Source organism: uncultured Veillonella sp. (assembly GCF_900545795.1).
Classification (GTDB): Bacteria; Bacillota; Negativicutes; order Veillonellales; family Veillonellaceae; genus Veillonella_A.
Window position 1 is genome coordinate 53,012 of the sequence record NZ_URAR01000002.1, and the last position, 19,420, is coordinate 72,431.

At 40.1% G+C, this 19,420-nt stretch carries 18 protein-coding genes and 1 pseudogene; 15 read left to right on the top strand and 4 right to left on the bottom strand.

What is annotated here, in order from left to right; all coding sequences use genetic code 11:
* Window positions 1–16: 16 nt before the first annotated feature.
* The 3 genes from QZR90_RS01705 to QZR90_RS01715 are packed head-to-tail and all read right to left on the bottom strand — an operon-like array spanning window position 17 to window position 3,676.
* Window positions 17–2,020, bottom strand: a complete 2,004-nt coding sequence (locus QZR90_RS01705; protein WP_295788081.1) for a fructose-specific PTS transporter subunit EIIC — start codon at window positions 2,018–2,020, stop codon at window positions 17–19.
* Window positions 2,007–2,930 carry a 1-phosphofructokinase gene (gene pfkB / locus QZR90_RS01710; RefSeq protein WP_295788083.1) on the bottom strand — a complete coding sequence of 308 codons (924 nt, stop codon included), beginning with the start codon at window positions 2,928–2,930 and terminating at the stop codon, window positions 2,007–2,009. Before pfkB ends, QZR90_RS01705 begins: the two co-directional genes overlap by 14 nt.
* Window positions 2,927–3,676: a DeoR/GlpR family DNA-binding transcription regulator gene (locus QZR90_RS01715; protein WP_295788085.1), complete on the bottom strand. Its 750-nt coding sequence runs from the start codon at window positions 3,674–3,676 to the stop codon at window positions 2,927–2,929. The genes pfkB and QZR90_RS01715 overlap by 4 nt, the downstream gene beginning before the upstream one ends.
* Before the next feature lie 513 nt (window positions 3,677–4,189).
* On the opposite strand from QZR90_RS01715, the gene QZR90_RS01720 reads away from it, so the two are divergent.
* Window positions 4,190–5,017, top strand: coding sequence for a class I SAM-dependent methyltransferase (locus QZR90_RS01720; RefSeq protein WP_295788087.1), 828 nt, complete (start codon window positions 4,190–4,192; stop codon window positions 5,015–5,017).
* A 93-nt stretch (window positions 5,018–5,110) separates the two neighbouring features.
* Window positions 5,111–6,073, top strand: a complete 963-nt coding sequence (locus QZR90_RS01725) for an AEC family transporter (RefSeq protein ID WP_295788090.1) — start codon at window positions 5,111–5,113, stop codon at window positions 6,071–6,073.
* A 241-nt stretch (window positions 6,074–6,314) separates the two neighbouring features.
* Here QZR90_RS01725 and QZR90_RS01730 read toward each other — a convergent pair whose 3' ends face one another.
* The gene (locus tag QZR90_RS01730; RefSeq protein ID WP_295788092.1) at window positions 6,315–7,541 is read right to left on the bottom strand and encodes a sodium/glutamate symporter; all 1,227 of its coding nucleotides are present in this window, start codon (window positions 7,539–7,541) and stop codon (window positions 6,315–6,317) included.
* Window positions 7,542–8,000: 459 nt separating this feature from the next.
* Here QZR90_RS01730 and QZR90_RS01735 point away from each other — a divergent pair, with 459 nt between their 5' ends.
* From QZR90_RS01735 to cutC, 13 genes and pseudogenes are all read left to right on the top strand, one after another.
* A complete protein-coding gene (locus QZR90_RS01735; protein WP_295788093.1) occupies window positions 8,001–8,684 on the top strand; it encodes an HAD family hydrolase in 684 nt (227 codons plus the stop codon).
* Between the two features lie 618 nt (window positions 8,685–9,302).
* Window positions 9,303–10,445, top strand: coding sequence for a 1-propanol dehydrogenase PduQ (locus QZR90_RS01740; RefSeq protein WP_295788095.1), 1,143 nt, complete (start codon window positions 9,303–9,305; stop codon window positions 10,443–10,445).
* Between the two features lie 93 nt (window positions 10,446–10,538).
* On the top strand, window positions 10,539–10,922 hold the full coding sequence (locus tag QZR90_RS01745) for a BMC domain-containing protein (protein ID WP_295788097.1): 384 nt from the start codon (window positions 10,539–10,541) through the stop codon (window positions 10,920–10,922).
* Between the two features lie 5 nt (window positions 10,923–10,927).
* Window positions 10,928–11,395, top strand: coding sequence for a EutP/PduV family microcompartment system protein (locus tag QZR90_RS01750; protein WP_295788099.1), 468 nt, complete (start codon window positions 10,928–10,930; stop codon window positions 11,393–11,395).
* A 17-nt stretch (window positions 11,396–11,412) separates the two neighbouring features.
* Window positions 11,413–12,258 carry an ethanolamine utilization protein EutJ gene (eutJ, locus tag QZR90_RS01755; protein WP_295788101.1) on the top strand — a complete coding sequence of 282 codons (846 nt, stop codon included), beginning with the start codon at window positions 11,413–11,415 and terminating at the stop codon, window positions 12,256–12,258.
* 65 nt (window positions 12,259–12,323) lie between these two features.
* A complete protein-coding gene (locus tag QZR90_RS01760; protein ID WP_295788102.1) occupies window positions 12,324–12,584 on the top strand; it encodes a EutN/CcmL family microcompartment protein in 261 nt (86 codons plus the stop codon).
* Between the two features lie 49 nt (window positions 12,585–12,633).
* Window positions 12,634–12,888, top strand: a pseudogene (locus QZR90_RS01765) (BMC domain-containing protein); the annotation flags it as partial.
* Window positions 12,889–13,278: 390 nt separating this feature from the next.
* The gene (gene eutM / locus QZR90_RS01770; protein WP_295788104.1) at window positions 13,279–13,560 is read left to right on the top strand and encodes an ethanolamine utilization microcompartment protein EutM; all 282 of its coding nucleotides are present in this window, start codon (window positions 13,279–13,281) and stop codon (window positions 13,558–13,560) included.
* Between the two features lie 15 nt (window positions 13,561–13,575).
* Window positions 13,576–14,580 carry a phosphate acyltransferase gene (locus tag QZR90_RS01775; protein ID WP_295788106.1) on the top strand — a complete coding sequence of 335 codons (1,005 nt, stop codon included), beginning with the start codon at window positions 13,576–13,578 and terminating at the stop codon, window positions 14,578–14,580.
* A gap of 24 nt (window positions 14,581–14,604) precedes the next feature.
* A complete protein-coding gene (locus tag QZR90_RS01780; RefSeq protein WP_295788109.1) occupies window positions 14,605–14,904 on the top strand; it encodes a BMC domain-containing protein in 300 nt (99 codons plus the stop codon).
* 9 nt (window positions 14,905–14,913) lie between these two features.
* Complete coding sequence (locus QZR90_RS01785) at window positions 14,914–15,201, top strand: BMC domain-containing protein (RefSeq protein ID WP_295788111.1); 288 nt, start codon at window positions 14,914–14,916, stop codon at window positions 15,199–15,201.
* A 32-nt stretch (window positions 15,202–15,233) separates the two neighbouring features.
* Window positions 15,234–16,817 carry an acetaldehyde dehydrogenase (acetylating) gene (locus QZR90_RS01790; protein WP_295788114.1) on the top strand — a complete coding sequence of 528 codons (1,584 nt, stop codon included), beginning with the start codon at window positions 15,234–15,236 and terminating at the stop codon, window positions 16,815–16,817.
* Window positions 16,818–16,869: 52 nt separating this feature from the next.
* Window positions 16,870–19,419, top strand: coding sequence for a choline trimethylamine-lyase (cutC, locus tag QZR90_RS01795; protein ID WP_295788117.1), 2,550 nt, complete (start codon window positions 16,870–16,872; stop codon window positions 19,417–19,419).
* Window position 19,420 lies beyond the last annotated feature (1 nt).

A 19,420-nucleotide genomic window follows, 5' to 3' on the forward strand; every position in this document is an offset into this window, starting at 1 on the left:
GTATTTAGTTTGTTTATTATTGCTCTTTAATTGGCTTTTTCAACACAGCTAAGAGCAAGCAAGTAATGATGGAACCAACTAAAATAGAAAGTAAATACATAAGTGGGTTACCAATGGTTGGCACTACGAAGATGCCGCCATGCGGGGCGCGTAAGGTGCAGTCAAAAATCATGCTCAATGCCCCAGAGGTAGCAGCACCCACTACACAGGCTGGAATAACGCGAAGTGGGTCAGCAGCTGCAAATGGAATAGCTCCTTCAGTGATAAAGGAGAAGCCCATAACATAGTTAGTAATACCGGATTTGCGTTCATTAGCTGTAAAGCGATTGCCGAAGAATGTTGTGCAAAGGGCAATTGCTAATGGCGGTACCATACCACCAGCCATAACAGCGGCCATAACGCCATACTCACCGCTAGCTAGCAAAGCTGTGCCTGTTACATAAGCGGCTTTATTTACAGGGCCACCCATATCTACGGCCATCATGCCAGCAAAGATGAGACCGATTAAGACACGGCTACTGGTGCCCATATTTTGTAAAGAAGAAGTAAGCGCTTCATTGATAGCACCTACTGGTGGGTTAATAGCAAAGGTAATGAGTACACCCATTAGTAATACACCTAGTACAGGATAGAGGAGTACAGGTTTAATACCTTCTAAGGAATCAGGGAGAACGGAGAATACTCGTTTTAGTAATAGCATTAAATACCCTGCTACAAAGCCTGCAATTAAAGCGCCAAGGAAACCAGAACCACCGGTATTTGCTAAATAACCGCCGACGAAACCAACGGCAAGACCTGGGCGATCCGCAATACTCATAGCAATAAAGCCGGCTAGGACTGGCAACATAAAGCTAAAGGAAGCGCCACCAATTTGCATAAAGAACGCAGCTAGTGGTGTACCAGAACCAAATTTACTAGGGTTAGCTGGGTCAAATACATCTAGTAAGAAGGCAATGGCAATTAAGATGCCACCACCAATAACAAATGGAAGCATATGGGATACACCATTCATTAAGTGCTTGTAGATTTGACGACCTAGGCTGTCTTGGGAACTTGCTTCTTGCACTTTACTTTCAGACTGGGAGGATTCATAGCGCGGTACTTGGCCTGAAATGGCTTCAGTTAATAATTCCTTTGCCTTGTTGATGCCAGCGGATACTTTTACTTGGATCACTGGCTTGCCATTAAAACGCGCCATAGGCACATTTTTATCAGCCGCTACAATGATGCATTCAGCGGCTTCAATTTCATGGGTTTGCAAAGGATCCTTTACACCGCTTTGGCCATTTTTTTCTACCTTAATAGAAATTCCCATATCTTGCGCGGTTCGCTCTAGACTTTCGGCGGCCATATAGGTGTGAGCAATTCCCGTAGGGCAAGCTGTAACAGCGAGCACGCGATATGTAGGGGCTACACCCGATGCAGCATTGGCTGCTGTTGTAGTACTAGAGTCCTCTGTTGGGGCTGGATTTTTAGTACTGTTTTCATCATTGGAATTTGCTTGAGCATTAAGTGCGTTAGCTTGCTCTATAGCATCAGCTTCGGTCATGCCTGGCGCAAATTGATTGGCATCTTTTACATCGATAAGAGCTAAGAATCCTTCCACGGTTTGAGCTTTTAGTAAGGCGGCTCTAAAATCGGCATCCATAACTATGGTGGCAAGGCGACTTAATAATTCAATATGAGTATCAGCACCTCCATCAGGAGCAGCAATCATAAAGAATAGATTGGCTGGCTGTCCATCGAGACTTTCAAAGTCCATGCCATTAGGCACTACCATAGCGGCTAAGCCGGCTGTTTTTACGCCAGCACTTTTGGCATGAGGTGTGGCGATGCCATCACTAAGGCCCGTTGTACCAGTGGCTTCGCGAGCTAGTACATCATTTACATATTGTTCTTTATTGCTTAAATGACCGCCTGCTTCCATTAAATCACCGAGTAAGAGGATGGCATCTTTTTTGGTGGCAGGGGCGGCTTGAAGTAAAATAGATTGTTCTTTTAATAAATCAGTGATCTTCATGGAATGACTCCTTTTCTAATAATGATTCAACTTGCTCGCGTGTAGCTAGCCATTCGGTGAATGCAGACGCAGAACCAGCAGCTATGCCAAGGGCTAAGGCTTTTTTGTAATTGCCTTCCGTTTCTAGATAACCAGCAAGAAAACCAGCTACCATAGAATCACCAGCGCCCACTGAATTGACTACCGTTCCTTGTGGGACGTCATGAGTGTGAACAGCTCCATTAGCATCTACTAAAATGGCGCCATCGCCGGCGAGGGATACGAGTACATTCTGAGCACCTTGCGCTTGAAGTTGGCGCGCACCCTCTATGATATCATTCTGGGAGTGTAAGTCCCGTTGGAGCATAGCGGCGAGTTCATGATTATTAGGTTTAACTAAGAAGGGTTTATAGGGGAGGACATTGAGTAACAAATCATTTGTAGCATCTACGATGATGCGGATGGAGCGATTGGCTAGGCGACTCATAATATCCTTATACATAGTATTAGGTAATGTATTAGGAATACTGCCGGAGAGAATTAATGTATCGCCCACTTTTAATTGGTCCAGTTGAAGAAAGAGGGATTCTACCTCTTCTTTACTAATTTTAGGACCTTGCGCATTAATTTCTATTTCGCTTTCGCTCTTTAGTTTTACATTGATGCGAGAGTTGCCTTCTTTTAGGCGAATGAATCGTTCTTCACAGCCTTCAGCTCGTACTTGGCGCACAATTTCGTCGCCTGTAAAGCCGCCGATAAAACCTAGCGCTGTATTGGGATGGCCTAAATGTTGGAGCATAATAGACACATTGATGCCTTTGCCGCCGGCTAAAATGGCGTCTTCATAGGTACGGTTAACTGCTGTAGGGCTAAATTCTTTGAGTCGCATTATATAGTCTAATGATGGATTTACCGTTACCGTGTAAATCATGGTAACACCTCCTTAATCGTTGTTTGGGTGAAATACGCCTTATTAGGTACTTTGGTAGTAATAATAGTAGCGTCTTCTAAATTGGCGAATGTTATAGGTGTAATCGTATCGAATTTTGATGGGTCAGCTACGATATAGGGATGGTGACAGCGATGTAAGGCATTGCGCTTTATGGCTGCCTCCGTTGGATCTGGCGTAGTGAAACCACTTTTTAAGCTAATGCCATTGGTACCAAAGAAGCCTTTTGTAAAGTTAAATGACTCTAGTTGTTGTAGTGCTGTATCGCCTACAATAGCACCTGTAATAGCCTTTACTCTTCCACCCAATAGAATGACTGATGCACTATGGCTAGCTAACCAAGCTGCATGAGCTGTTCCATTTGTTACAAAGGTTACATGCCGAGCAGTAACGAAAGGTAAGATTAATTCCGTGCTAGTACCAGCGTCGATGAATACAAAGTCATTGTCCTCGATTAAGGTCGCCGCATAGCGCGCGATGGATTCTTTTTCAGCTCTAAATAAAGCCGCTTTAGTGGGCAGGTCAGGTTCTGTTGTGAAATAGTGACTGTCATTGCTTACAGCGCCGCCATGGACCTTTTGCAATAAGCCTTGGTTGTGTAATTCGTTGAGGTCGCGGCGAATTGTGGCAGCTGAAGAGTGGAGTGATTCAGTTAAACCTTGTACAGTCACTGATCGTTGCTCTTTTAGCAAATCTAAGATTTGTGCTTGACGTTCTTCTGATAACATAAGCATCCCCTCATTAAAAAATGTGCATTTTCTATGCATTTCTGTATTTATATTTATAATATACGCATTATAAAGAAAGAAGTCAATCATAATCAATCAAAATCAATCAAATATAATCAAAGTGTGAAATATATGGGTAAAATGCTATTTAAGTATGCAGAATTAAAACTTGTCAGGAGTAAAAAATAAGAGTATCCTTTATATAGAAAAATATCAATATAATAATGAGTCTCATTAATAAAGTATATACTTTATTATGATTAGAAAAGGTGTGCTGTGATTTCACATGGCATGGTAGTTTCATCTGTCGCGATAAGTTTATATGGCGTTGTAAGTTTGCTTGTCACGCAAGTTTCATTTGTCATGGTAAGTTCATATGGCGTTGTAAGCTTGCTTATCACTGCAATTTTCACATGTCATTATAAGCTCATATAGGACAGTAATTTATATATTGGTATTTATATTACTATGCATTGGGGCTTAGGCCTTAGTCTTATAAAGAGGAGGTGTCTTATGAAGGACACTCATGTAACAAATGTAACAGAAGAGATTGCTACTTGGTTGGAGGAGCAAAAATCTTGGAATGATCGTTCTGGATTTTTTGTAGAGCTTCATGACCGAGACGATCGACGCGCGCAGGTAGTTCATTTTTTAGCGTATTTAAAAGAACATAAACTATTGCCTGCCTTGCCAGCTAAGACCTTGGATATTGGTTGTGGCGTAGGCGATTATGCACTAGGGCTAGTTAAAGAGGGCTATGATGCGACTGGCATTGACTTATCTGATGGCATGATTGAAGGTGCACGCAGCTTAGCTGTAAAAGAGCATTTGCCTTTAGATTTATATGTGGGGCCATGGAATGAAATTACGCGACTTTCCCTAGGCTGGGATCGTGAGTTTGACTTGGCATATAGTTTCTTCTGTCCCGTTATGTTTGAACCTGACAATATTCGCGCCATGTCTCAAACAAGTAAAGGACACTGCTTATTGGTGGCTTTTGCAGGGCGCAAAGATACTATTGTGGAAGCATTGACTAATCATTTTTATGGACCAGATGATTTTGATTGGCAAGCCAATATTGATGGCGCTTTAGCTGTTGTAAACGAAGTGGGCGAAGCTGTCAATGTAGATTATATTACAACTCCAGAAGAAGAATATTTTACTGAAGAAGAAGCATTGCGCTATTTTACAATGCGTTTGCACAGTGAAACTTGGGGCACAGTCGAGGATATGAAAGCGGAAATTAAACCGCTCTTAGAGCCTTATAGAGAGGCTGATGGACGCATTAAAAACACTACTGAGGATAAAGTAGCGTGGATTTCCTGGGCGCCTAAGCAGTAAAATATACCCTTTTCTTTTTGTTCTCAATACGGTAATATACATAAGTAAATAAAGTCTTATGTATAGATTATGTGTAGAGAGAAGGGTCGTTGTATGGTTTGGCATATATTTTTGACCACGATTATGCCTATTTTATTGCTCGTTTTGTTGGGATATAGTATGGATCGAAAGTTCGGCATGAATCTCGATACGTTGAGTAAGCTGAACTTTTATGTAGTAGCACCAGCCTTTTTATTTTTAAATACCTATAAATATAGGTTTACAGGGGAAAGCTCTCAAATCATTTGGCTCACGCTTATTAGCTTCGTTGTTTTGTGGCTAGGCAGCTTTATTCTTGAACGAGGACTTTCCTTTGAGCCCAGCAAACGTGGAATTTTCCGCAATGCAGTGCTCTTTAATAACTGTGGTAATATTGGGGTGCCATTAATTGTATTCATTTATTCTAATGAGCCCTTTTTAGAGCAAGGTGCGCCTATCTGGCTAGAAGCGGCCATTGCAGTGCAGATTGTAGTATATATTTTTCAGAGTATTGTAACGAATAGTCTAGGCTTTTATTTTGCTGGTGCTGGTAAAATGAGTCGCCAAGATGCGATTTTATTAGTTTTAAAAATGCCCATTATTTATGCTGTAGTAGGAGCGGCCTTACTCAATGTAGGTGAAATCCCCTTGGAGGCTACATTTTTCTGGCCTGTCTTGACGAACATAAGTAATGCGTTGGTACTAGTGGCTTTGTTTACTTTAGGGGTGCAATTAGCGCGCACACCATTTAATTTCTTTACCGGTCAAGTCATGTGGGGAACAGTAACTCGCTTGCTGTTTAGTCCACTGTTAACTTGGTTTTGCATTTTACTCTATGAATTATTTGTGGAGCCTGTAGCACCTTTAGTGAGCCAAGTGCTCATCATTTCTGCAGCTGTCCCTAGTGGCGTGACAACAGCGCTCATTGCAGCCGCTTTGAAGTCTCACTCTGACTATGCGACGCAGGTGGTTGTCAGTACTACTGTATTTTCGGCTATTACCTTACCTTTAGTCATTATGGCTGTTAAAATGATTTGATTCCTTTACTTGTTAGTGTAGGGTATTAATAAATAAATGAGTGATGAAGGTAAACCAGTGAAATAGATTAAACGTTTGGTAGTTTTAAAACGATAGAATAACAATAGATACAATGACAATAAAAGTTAATAAAAATTTAATGACAATAAAAGTTAAAGAATAATAAAAAAACTGAGGTCTCCCTCGTATATGAGAGGAGACCTCAGTTTTTTATAGCTATTTCGTTAGTACCGTAGAAAGTCTACCAAGTCCACGTTGCCATCCAAGTAATCAAGATAGCATTAACAAAGTCGATGAGGAATGCACCAACTAAGGATACAACTAGCCAAGCTTTTGGTGATGGACCATATTTTTCAGCTAAGGATTGCATGTTTGCTAGACCATTGGCTGTAGCACCCATAGCAAAGCCGATACCGCCTACGCCAAGCATTACGCCATCGTAGTTTTTGCCGAATAATAAGAAGTATCCAAGCCAAGCAAAGATAATCATCAAGATAGTTTGAGCAATCAAAATAACTAAAAGTGGTAAAGCAAGATGGATTAATTCATAGAGTTTTAAGCTGTTAATAGCCATAGTAACATATACAGTTAAGGCTACTTCGGACACTACGTTTAATCCGCCCCCTTGCACGCGAGCTATTTTAGTGAAGTCACAGAAGTTACGAACTACTGCAGCTACTAGCATGGAGCCGATATAGGCTGGCAAGGTAATAAATTGATTTAAATAGTCACTCAAGATGGAGCCAAGACCAACTGCTACGAAAACGAAGCCAGCCGCTTTTAATACGCCATCTACATTAGTATGCTCTTCTTCTTCAAGAATAGACATATCATATACATGTGGCTCTAATGGATCGGCGTCAGCTACATGACCTGGAGTGGCAATTTTATAGCGTTTAATTAAGAATTCGCCGAATGGGCCACCAAGAACTAGGGCAATAACCATGCCGAAGGTAGCTGCTGTAATCGCTACTGTTTTAGCACCCATAATGCCATACTGAGTTTCAAATTGTGGGCCGAAGGCTGCTGATGTACCAAGACCACCCATTAAGGATACGGCACCAGCTAAGATACCATAGTGGAAGTCAATACCCATGGCGGTAGCGATGGACATGCCTAGCAAGTTTTGGAAGAAGCCAAGTACAGTGGAGACAACTAGATAAAAAATAAGTGCAAGACCACCATAGCGGACTAATTTAAGACTCGCCATCATACCAATGGTAGTAAAGAATACTAGTAAAGCAACTGTTGACAATGTATTGTCGAAGGTAACTTGAACAATACCCATGTCATATAAACCAGATACAATAAAGGCAAATGGTAGACCGCCGATTACTGCTGCTGGTAAACTAAGTTTTTGTAAAATGCCTACGCGGTTTTTTACGAATAAACCAATGTAGTAAGTTACAAATGCTAGCGCTACAGCTTGAACGCTATTGATATTTATGGTCAACATTTCATTACCCATAAATAACACCCTCCTTTTGATAAAATTAGTGCTAAAAATAAGCTCTATTTGACTTTTTTATTATACTATGACGGTGGTTAATAATACAATATATTTTTCGAAAAATTTCTATGTATACAAAATTCATATAAGTACAAAATCCCTATAAATTGGTTGTAAAGCGGTACTTATAGGGCGAATTCTTTGTGGATACAATATTCTATATATTGAGAAAAGATTCAGTTTATAAGAAATAAATATAAACTTTATAGACTATGATATATTTTGAAAAATAGGAACAAAAAGTAGACATAAGTTGAGCGGTTATTTAGTACATAGGATATTGATTTATGACTGGTATAAAAATATTCTTGTTTGCGTAATTCACATAATTTATATATAATTAAATCATAATTAAAGGTTTTTATATAGTACGACTAGGGCGTATTATTTTTTACATGATGGTTAGAGGCATTAATTATGAATATACTTTGTTGGGATGTGGACGGCACTCTGATTGATACGGGCATAGCAGGCCGGGCTGCATTAGATTCTGTTTTTGACAAGCGCATAGGCATGGAGCGACCAGCCCTAACCATGACTAATGGGGGACGTACTGATCGATATGTAGCGTGGCAGTTTTATATTGCTGCTCATAAAGCGGCACCTACAGAAGCACAATTAAATGATTTTATTAGTGCTTATGAGGATGAACTTTGCCAAGCCCTCAAACGTTATAATAGACAGGTGCTTCCTAATGTTAAAGACATTTTAGAAGCTGTATCTGCTAGTAATCAGTGGGAGAACCGACTCTTCACCGGTAATCGCGAACGAGGAGCAAAAAAGAAGTTGAATTTATATGGTCTTGATGGCTATTTTAATTGGTCACAGAGCGTATTGGCAGATAATTATGTCACAAAATTAGAAGTGGCAAAAGCGATAAAGGGCAAATTAGGACTTTCTTATGCAGACTATATCGAAAAAATTATTTTTATTGGTGATACAATGGCAGATATCAATTTTGCGAACTCTGTAGGTGTTAAATCCATTGCAGTAGCTACTGGTGCATGTTCTAAAAATGCCCTAGAAAAGGCTATTCCCACTATTTTGCTAGATAGTTTGCCTCCAGCAGACGAATTTTTACACTTGATAAACAGTCTGTAAGTTAGTTATATAGTTTTAAGTTTAAATAATATCTATTCATAATAAAAACATGTTTTTCAATAGAAAAATCCCAGGAATCATATCAAATTTGTATAGCAATTTAATTAAATATTAATGATATAGGGCTTATGAATGTGTTATAGTTATCATGTTAAATGGTAATGATGTTTGAATAGATATGTTAAATACATGCAGTACATGAGATAGATTGCATTGTTTAACTAGTAATAAAATTGAAGTTTTATATCAGTAAAAGTGATAACTTAATTGCGTAAAAAGTAGAATTAATTTGCTGGTATATAAGAAAGTATATAAATTAATATAGAGAGTATGTAAAAGTTGTATATGTCTTTTATGTAGAAAAAGTAGTAAGTCACTTATAGGGATTACGAAGAGTAATATGTTACACCATAGTTGCTTTTACTTAGAATAGTTAAATGTAGTAGCCCCGATGTGCTTGCTTTTTTTTAACCAAAAATAAGGCGCATAGTTAATATAACTTTTGGTTATGGTTGAGTTGTTAGGCGTTTATTAGAAGCGAAAACAACCTAATCTATATATTCTGAATATATCGTAAATTTAGCCTAATATATAAGAGGTATTTGAGGAGGGATATGAGTGGAACAATTTAAGTTTACCGGTCAAGTTTTTAGTGGCGATGATAGCTTGTCAGTATTAAATAATCTAAATTGTAAAAGCGCATTAATCGTTACTGACAAATTTATGGTTGAATTTGGATATTTGAAGCCAATCAATGAATTATTAAGTCAAAAAGGGGTGCAAACAACTTGCTTTGATGGTGTATTGCCAGATCCAAGTACAGCAGTTATTGCTGAAGGGGTTAAGGTATATGCAGCCGCAAAACCTGACTTAGTAATCGCTGTAGGCGGTGGCTCCGTTATCGATGCCGCTAAAGGCATCATGTACTTTGAACGAGAAGTGGAAGGTCATGGCAATTGGAAGAAGCCAACCTTTGTAGCAGTGCCAACAACAAGCGGTACAGGTTCTGAATGTACATCCTTTGCTGTTATTACTTCAGAAAAAGGAAAAATTTGTATTATTGAAGACTGGTTAGTGCCTGATATTGCCATTCTTGATGCAAATTACACTATGGGTGTGCCAGAAAAAATTACGTATGATACTGGGATGGACGTTCTCACACATGCTTTAGAGGCTTATGTATCAACAAGTGCTACATCATTTACTGATGGCTTAGCTGAAAAAGCAACTCGCATGGTGCTAGAAAACTTACCTAAATTAAAACGAAATTTAAAAGATAAAGAAGCGCGCAATGAAATGCATAAAGCATCCTGTATTGCAGGGATTGCGTTCTCACAAGCTGGTTTAGGCTTAAATCACAGCTTAGCTCATGCCTTAGGTGGTCGATTCCACGTACCACATGGTCGTGCTAATACAGTTATGATTGAAACGATTATGGATTATAACGTAGGTGAAGGCCAACTTGAGCAAAACTGTGTAGCAAAAAAATATGCTGAACTAGCTAAAGCGGTAGGCTTATCGGCTAGAACAGTGCGCGAAGGGTATATGAACTTAAGAGCGGCTATCGTTGATTTAAAACAAACTTTAGGCGTTCCTAAGAATGTACAAGCCTTAGACATTGATGAAGCTGAATTCACAGCAGCTATCGCTGATATGGCTAAAAATGCACTCGAAGATAGATGTACACCAACAGCACCGCGTCAACCACAGCTAGAAGATATTGTGGGACTCTATAAAATTGCTTATACACAACGATTTTAGGACAAAGTGATTTTGTATAGCGGTGAGACGAAGTTAATCATTAGATAAAACACAGAATGTAACACGCTAGTCAAGCTCTTACGTTACAGATAGATGGGACGTGCTTGGATGAAAAATTTATTTTATGGAAATGGCACTGGCAATGACAAAGCCCGCATAATTCAAGAAATGGTGCCGGGCAAGCAAATTAGTTTAGCACATATCATTGCTTCGCCAAGTCCTGATTTGTATGAACGCCTAGGGATTGACCCTTGTGGGGCCATAGGAATTTTTACAGTCACACCAAAAGAAGCAGCCATTATTTCTGCTGATATTGCTACAAAGGCAGCGAATGTAGAAATTGGCTTCCTCGATAGATTCACAGGATCTTTAGTGATTTATGGTGATGTGTCCAGTGTTGAAGCCGCTTCAGTAGCCATTTTAGATGTGCTGGAAAAAATGCTTGGATTCCCACCAGCTGAGATTACGAGAGCGTAGGTCATATGATAAAGAAACGCATTATGATTGTAGGGCCAGGGCGCAGCGGTAAATCGACATTAGCTAATATTTTTAATGATGTGAATCGGCTGGCGCGACGCACTCAAGACGTAATTTATGGAAAGTATACGATTGATACACCGAGTGTGTATTTAGAAATGCCTTTCAACTATAAATACTTAGTAGCCACTTCGCAAGAAGCTAATGTATTGGTATGTGTAATCGATCCTTTAACGGGAACGACGACCTATCCGCCATTATTTGCTACCTCCTTTAACTGTATTCCAGTAGGGGTGATTTCAAAGGCTGATTTAGCTAATGAAAAGCAAATTGCTAATGCTAAGAAGTATTTATTGGAACTGGGCATTGAAGAAGAGAATATATTTACACTTAATCTGTTGCAGGCCTTAGAAGGTGTTAAGACTGATGAGTTAGAAGCCTTGCTAAGCTTTAGACAGCACTGCCGGATTTAGATGTGTAGGAGGACAGTTTGAAACAGAATATAACTGATTTTTCGTATTGTGATCAATTGGTGGATACCTTTGAAAAAGTAGTAAAGAAGCCAATTAAAAAGAAATCATCAACTTATTATGTAGGGGTGGACCTTGGGACAGCCTTCATAGTGATTGCAGTACTTGATGAAAATAGAGAACCAGTAGCTGGAGCCTATCAATTTGCCAATGTTGTAAAAGATGGCATGGTAGTTGACTATGTAGGCGCTGTGCAGATGGTTCGAGAAATGAAAGAAAAATTAGAAGCTACGCTTGGCACCGAGTTAATCTATGCGGCAGCAGCGATTCCACCAGGCACTGAAGGTGTTGATGGCGGCGCTGTAAAGCATGTGGTGCAAGGGGCTGGCTTTGAAATTACTAAACTATTAGATGAGCCAACAGCCGCTAATGCGGTACTTAAGATAACGAATGGTGCCATTGTAGATATTGGTGGCGGTACTACAGGGATTTCCATCTTCAAAGATGGAAAACAAGTATATGTAGCCGATGAACCTACCGGTGGTACACATTTCTCCTTAGTTATTGCTGGAGCGTATCAAATGGAATTCGATAAGGCGGAAAGCTTTAAGCGCGACCCTAAAAAACATCGCGAATTATTGCCAATCTTAACGCCAGTTATTGATAAAGTAGGCTCTATTATTGAAAAACATATTGCCGGCTATGATATTGATACAATTTATTTAGTTGGCGGTACTTGTTGTTTAACAGGTATTGAAAGTGCATTGGAACGCAAGCTGGGATTGAAAGTAGTAAAACCTAAGAATCCTATGTTTGTTACCCCACTAGGGATTGCCCTAGAATGTACTGATGAAATAATGCCTTAATATGCTAGACAGGGCATGAAGTGATTCTTGTAAATTCGAGCGTTTTGAGGCACGAGGAGTAAATTATGATTGCAGCAAAAGTAATTGACAATATTTGGTCTACACGTAAAGCCGAATCCTTACGAGGCCTCAAGCTTATGATTGTAGAAGTGCTGGATGATAAGGCCGCTGTATCTCGCTTGATTGCAGCCGATGTAATCGGCGCGGGCATCGGTGAACGAGTACTCGTTACGACGGGCTCGGCAGCACGACGTATGGTAGGGGATGACAATATTCCCGTTGATGCAGTTATCGTCGGTATTATCGACGAAGACTGTACCTTCTAATTGGTTTTTCTTAAAACATATATAAATATTATAAGAAAGGAGAAACATCATGGATGCATTAGGGATGATTGAGACAAAGGGCTTAATCGCCGCCATTGAAGCTTGTGACGTAATGTTGAAAACAGCGAATGTATCGCTTGTTGGTAAACGCAAGTCTACAGCTACTTTGGTAACGATTTTGATCACTGGTGATGTGGGTGCTGTTAAGGCTTCAGTAGAAGCTGGGGCAGCAGCGGCTGAAAAAGTGACACCTGGCTCACTTCTATCTGCTCATGTTATTCCAAGGCCTATTCAAAATATTGAAAAAGCTTTTGGACCAGGGGATACACCTAAAAAGCCTTCTGGATCAGGGGAAAAAAGCGTAGAAGAAGTAAGTCCAGAGAGTGAGCTAGATAGTACATCTGAGGAATCATCAGATGAAGTGTTAGAGTCATCTAACTCTGCGTCTGAACCAACTGAATCTACTGCTGAGGCAAAAGCTCAAGTAGAATCCGTTGATGAATCCGAAGGCGAAATATCATTTGATAGCTTACAAAAAATGTCTGTGTCGGAACTTCGCAAATTAGCAAGACGACAACCAGACTTAGGGATTTCTGGTCGAAAGATTTCATCGGCCAATAAACAAATTTTGCTTAGTTATTTACAACCACATTATAAACATTAATCTTTTATAAGGACATTGGAGGAACATGTTATGAAAAACGAAGCACTAGGTTTAGTAGAAACAAAAGGTTTAGTAGGTTCTATCGAAGCAGCTGACGCAATGGTAAAAGCAGCTAATGTGTATTTAATTGGTAAAGAAACTATCGGTGGTGGTTTCGTAACAGTTATGGTTCGTGGTGATGTAGGCGCAGTTAAAGCAGCTACTGATGCTGGTGCAGCAGCAGCGCAACGCGTTGGTGAATTAGTATCCGTACACGTAATTCCTCGCCCACATACTGATGTAGAATTAATCCTTCCTAACACTAAAGCGTAATAAGGACCTATTACTATGAGTATAATGGAGCAAATCAAGGCCGAAGCAAAACCGTGGCGCAAAAATATTGCCATGCTTATTGATGCAGATGCACGTATGCTTCAAGGGGCAGTACAAGTTATGGATGCCGGATTTGCCACGGTTACCTTAATAGGTAAAAAAAGTGAAATTTGCCAGTTAGCGGCCGCTAATAATATCTCTTTACAACACATGCCTATCGTTGATGTGGCTACAGACTATCGCTTACGTCGACTCGTTACTTGCTGCTTAAACAATAAAAGTCAAAGCCAAGCGACCAGTTATGACCGAGCTGTTGAAGTATTGACCACGAATCCAACGATTTTTGCCATGATGTTTGTAGCAGCTGGATATGCGGACGGGCTAATTGTAGGCAATTCGTATCAATATGCAACGATTGCTGAAGTAGCAGCTCAATTGATTGGCCTTAAAAAAGGCAGCAGTGTAGTTGCTTCTACAACAATTATGCATACTAAAACACCGGAATATGGACAGCAAGGCACATTATTCTTTAGTGATTGTGAAATCGTTAAGAATCCAACCGCTGAAGAATTGGCAGACATTGCTGTAAATACTGCTGATTTAGCAGATAAAGTATTTGGAATTGGAGTACCACGGGTCTCCTTACTATCTTTCTCCAGTAAAGGTAGTGCAAAGGATCCGCTTGTAGACAAAGTGGTAGCAGCGTACAATTTGGTAAAAGAAAAACATGTTGTACATAAAATTGATGGTGAGTTGCAGTTAGATGCTTCTATCGTTCCATCAGTTGCTAAAAGTAAGGCGCCACAATCTGACGTAGCAGGGAAAGCAAATGTGTTGATTTTCCCAGATCTTAATGCAGCAAATATTGGGTGTAACTTAGTCAATCTCTTTGGTAGCGCCCAAGCATTTGGACCATTGCTCCTCGGAGTAGCGAAGCCAGTGCAACGCGTACCAGATGAGTATTCAGTAGACGATCTTGTGAACTTAATAGCAATTACTGCTGTTGAGAGTACATTGTAGTATGTATGAGCAGGAGGAAAATATATGAAGTACCAAGGTGATGCGCTTGGTTTAGTAGAAACTCGCGGAATGGTACCAGCTATTGCAGCGGCCGATGTAATGTGTAAAGCGGCTGATGTTGAACTAATCTCTTATGAAAACGTTGGTTCTGGCTTAGTAACTGTTTTAGTATGTGGTGATGTTGCGGCTGTAACAACTGCTGTTGAAGCAGGTGCAAGAGCGGCGGCAGCATGCGGCGAGATGACAGCTAAAAATGTAATGCCTAGACCAATTGGCAAAATTAAACATATTGTAGACGCACATGAGCTTGATGCGGAGGATTAGGAGGTTAGTATGCGACACAATGCATTAGGTTTTATAGAAACATTTGGCCTTGTATCGGTCCTCGAAGCGGCTGATGCAATGTGTAAAGCTGCTGACGTTGAGTTGATCGGTTACGAAAACGTAGCGTCAGGGCTCATTTCCGTAATCATTAGTGGTGATGTGGGCGCTGTACAATCTGCCGTAGAAGCAGGTGTAGCGCGTGCAAAAGAAGTGGGCGAAGTATATTGCCACTTAGTACTTCCAAATCCACATCCAGATATTGAAAAAATTGCAAGAAAATATTCTTTTACACTGTAATTGTCAGTGAATAAGAAGAAGGGAGGTGCACTGTGATACGAATTGATACAGATTTGATGTCGACTCAAGAAGCGCGAATATTGATCGAAAACGCTCGCGAAGGACAGAAAATATTTAGTACATATACGCAAGAACGAATTGATAAAATCGTTGAAGGTATGGCTAAAGATGTAGCCTTACACGCTGAAGAACTTGCTCAATTAGCCGTAGAAGAAACCGGCTTTGGCGTAGTTCATGACAAATGTGTAAAAAACAAATTTGCTTCTGAGTTTTTATACTCTTACATTAAAGATATGAAAACCGTGGGGATTATTAAAGAAGACCCAGTAGCAAAGACTATGGATATTGGCGTTCCTGTAGGGGTTATCGTGGCATTACTGCCATCTACCAATCCAACTTCAACAGCGATTTGTACGACCTTAATTGCAATCAAATCCGGTAATGCCATTGTGTTCTCGCCACATCCAAAAGCGAAGAACTCAATTATCCGCACACTCGATATTTTGATTGAATCTGCTAAGCGACATGGCGCTCCTGAAGATATCATTTCTTATTTGACAGTGCTTTCGCCGCAAGGAACAAAGGCATTAATGTCTCATAAAGATACTTCACTTATTATTTCTAATACCGCAAGACAAATGGCCGATGTAGCCCACTATGCAGGTAAACCTACCATCAACGGTGGTCCGAGCAATGGACCAGCCTTTATTGAGCGTAGTGCAGATGTAAAAAAAGCGATTCATGAAATAGTGAGCAGTAAGACATTTGATAATGGTTTACTTTGCTCTTCGGAACAGTCCATTGTAGCTGAAGAATGTATTGTAGATCAGGTAAAACAAGAATTACTCAATAATGGTGCTTATTTCATGACACAGGCTGAATCGGATATGTTAAGCCCTCTATTTTATACTGTAGATGGCCGTCATAATCCAGAAATCGTAGGCCGCTCTGCTTATGAGATTGCAGCAAAAGCAGGATTTACAGTGCCAAAAGAAACTACTGTATTAATCTCTGAGCAACAATATGTGTCAGGCACTAATCCATATTGTAGAGAAAAATTATGCCCAGTATTGGCATTTTTCGTTGAAAAGAACTGGATGTTCGCTTGTGAAAAATGTATTGAGCTTCTCATTACAGAAGGTAAGGGTCACACCTTAGTGATTCATTCACAAGACGAAGCAGTTATTCGAGAATTTGCGTTAAAGAAACCAGTATCTCGTATGCTAGTTAATACCTCTGGTGCCCTTGGCGGTATCGGTTTAACTACACATTTACCACCAGCTTTAATTTTAAGTACTGGTAGCGTAGGTGGCGGTTTTACATCGGATAATATTTCTCCAACTAATCTAATCAATATTAGAAAAGTTGGTTATGGTGTACGCAAAATTGAAGATGCGTTAGAAAATCCAGGTGCTTGTAGAACAGAACAAGCAGCGCGAATGGCTGCACAAAGTACAGCACAGCCTAGCGTTCCTAGTCCAGTGGCTACAGAGCCGCAGGTAGGGGCTAGCACAACACAACCACAGCGTTGTAAATTAGGCCATTCACTCTTAGAAGGTCAAGACTATAATCTTGAAAACGCTTTAAATGTATTATTGAAGAATTTACAATCCTAACATTCGTAAGGAATCGTCACAATAAATTAACTCGATGAAGGAGGATTTATTTATGAACATTCAGGAATTTACTGATAAATTTTCTGAGGCTACGAAAAACCTATCCAAAGAAGAATCAATTGCATTATTAAAGTTATTCCAAAATTTATCTCAAGATATTAAGACAAATGGTGGAAGCACAACTAGCTATAAAGATTACAAAGCACCTCATTTCGATGGTGATATCAATGAATTAACTCCACGTATGAAACGCCTTCGCGAAGCATACTTAAAAGTTCGTCCTAGCGTAAGCATTCACCGCGCATTAGCTTTTACAGAAGTAACAAAAGCAAATGCAGGCTTACCTAAGAAAGTACTTCGTGCTAAATGTTTCCGTCGCGCTTGTGAAACTGCACCATTATTAATTCAACCTGATGAATTAATCGTAGGTCATCCAGGCGGTAAACCACGTGCTGGTTCCGTATCTCCTGATATTGCATGGCGCTGGGTTCGCGATGAGTTGGACACTATGGCTACTCGCCCTCAAGATCCATTCTTCATTAGCGAAGAAGACAAACGCATTTTACGCGAACAAGTATTCCCATTCTGGGAAAACCGCAGCTTGGACGAAATTTGTGAACAACAATATCGTGATGCTGGCGTGTGGAGCATTTCCGGCGAAAGCGGCGTAAGTGATATGTCCTATCACCAAATCAATGGTGGTGGCGATACTTGCCCTGGTTATGACGTAGTGCTTATTAAAAAAGGTATCAATGGTGTTAAGAAAGAAGCTGAAGAACATTTAGCTAAACTTTCCATGGAACGTCCTGATGACATCGAAAAGATTTACTTCTACAAAGCTTGTATCGAAACTTGTGAAGGTATCTTAACATATGCACGTCGTTTATCCGACTATGCTCGTGAAATGGCTGGTTATGAGTCTGATGCTCAACGTAAACAAGAGTTAATGAAGATTTCTGAAATCTTAACTCGCGTACCTGCTAACCCACCAGAAACATTCCATGAAGCATTACAATCCATCTGGACTGTAGAATCCTTATTCATGGTAGAGGAAAACCAAACTGGTATTTCTTTAGGTCGTCTTGACCAATATATTTACCCAATGTTCAAAGCTGATATGGACGCTGGCCGCATGAACAAATTAGAAGCATTCGAATTATTGAGCTGCTTCATCATTAAATGTTCTGAATTCATGTGGTTATCCTCCGAAGGTGGTTCCACATACTTCGCAGGTTACCAACCATTCATCAACTGTACAATTGGCGGTCAATTACGTAAAGGTGGCGACGCTACTAATGATTTAACATACTTAATCATGGACGCAGTTCGCTTAACTCGTATGTACCAACCATCCTTGGCAGCACGTATTCACAACCGTTCTCCACAAAAATACATGCAAAAAATCGTAGAAGTAGTTAAAGCTGGTCTTGGTTTCCCTGCTTGTCACTTCGATGATTGCCATATTAAGATGATGCTTGCTAAAGGCTTCAGCTTAGAAGATTCCCGCGACTACTGCTTAATGGGTTGCGTAGAGCCTCAAAAATCTGGTCGTATTTACCAATGGACTTCTACTGCGTATACACAATGGCCAATCGCTATTGAGTTCGTATTGAACCGTGGTGTAATGCAACTTAACAATCGTAAAGAAGGCATTGACACTGGCGATATTGAAGCATTCAAAACATATGAAGAATTTGAAGCAGCAGTTAAAGAACAAGTTGCTTACATCATTCGTCAATCCGCTATCGGTACAGTAGTAAGCCAACGCGTACACCGCGATGTAGCTCCAAAACCATTGATGTCCATCATGGTTGAAGGTTGTATGGAATCTGGTAAAGACGTTATGGAAGGCGGCGCTATGGTTAACAGTGGCCCTGGTATCGTATTCTCCGGTCTTGCTACATATGCTGACTCCATGGCAGCGATTAAGAAATTAGTATTTGATGATCGTAAATATACATTGACTCAAATGCGCGATGCTCTTAATGCTAACTTTGAAGGTTTCCAAAGCATTCATACAGATTGTGTAAATGCACCTAAATATGGTAACGATGATCCATATGCAGATAATATTTGCCGCGATATCGTTAACTGGACTGAAGATGAATGTCAAAAATACGACATGTTATACGCTAAGTTCAGCCATGGTACATTATCCATTTCCAATAATACACCAATCGGTGCCTTAACTGCAGCAACAGCTAATGGTCGTAAGGCTTGGACTCCATTGTCTGACGGCATTAGCCCAACTCAAGGGGATGACAAATTAGGACCTACAGCTATTATTAAATCTGTAAGTAAAATGGGTAACGAAGATATGACTATCGGTATGGTTCATAACTTCAAATTACTCAAAGGTATCCTTGAAACTCCAGAAGGTGAAAACGGCTTGATTACATTACTTCGTACAGCATCTATCTTAGGTAACGGGGAAATGCAGTTCAGCTATGTAGACAACGAAGTATTGAAAAAAGCCCAGGTAGAACCTGACAAATATCGTGATTTAATTATCCGCGTGGCTGGTTATAGTGCTTACTTCGTAGAACTTTGTAAAGAAGTACAGGACGAAATTATTAGCCGTACTATGTTAGATCATTTCTAAA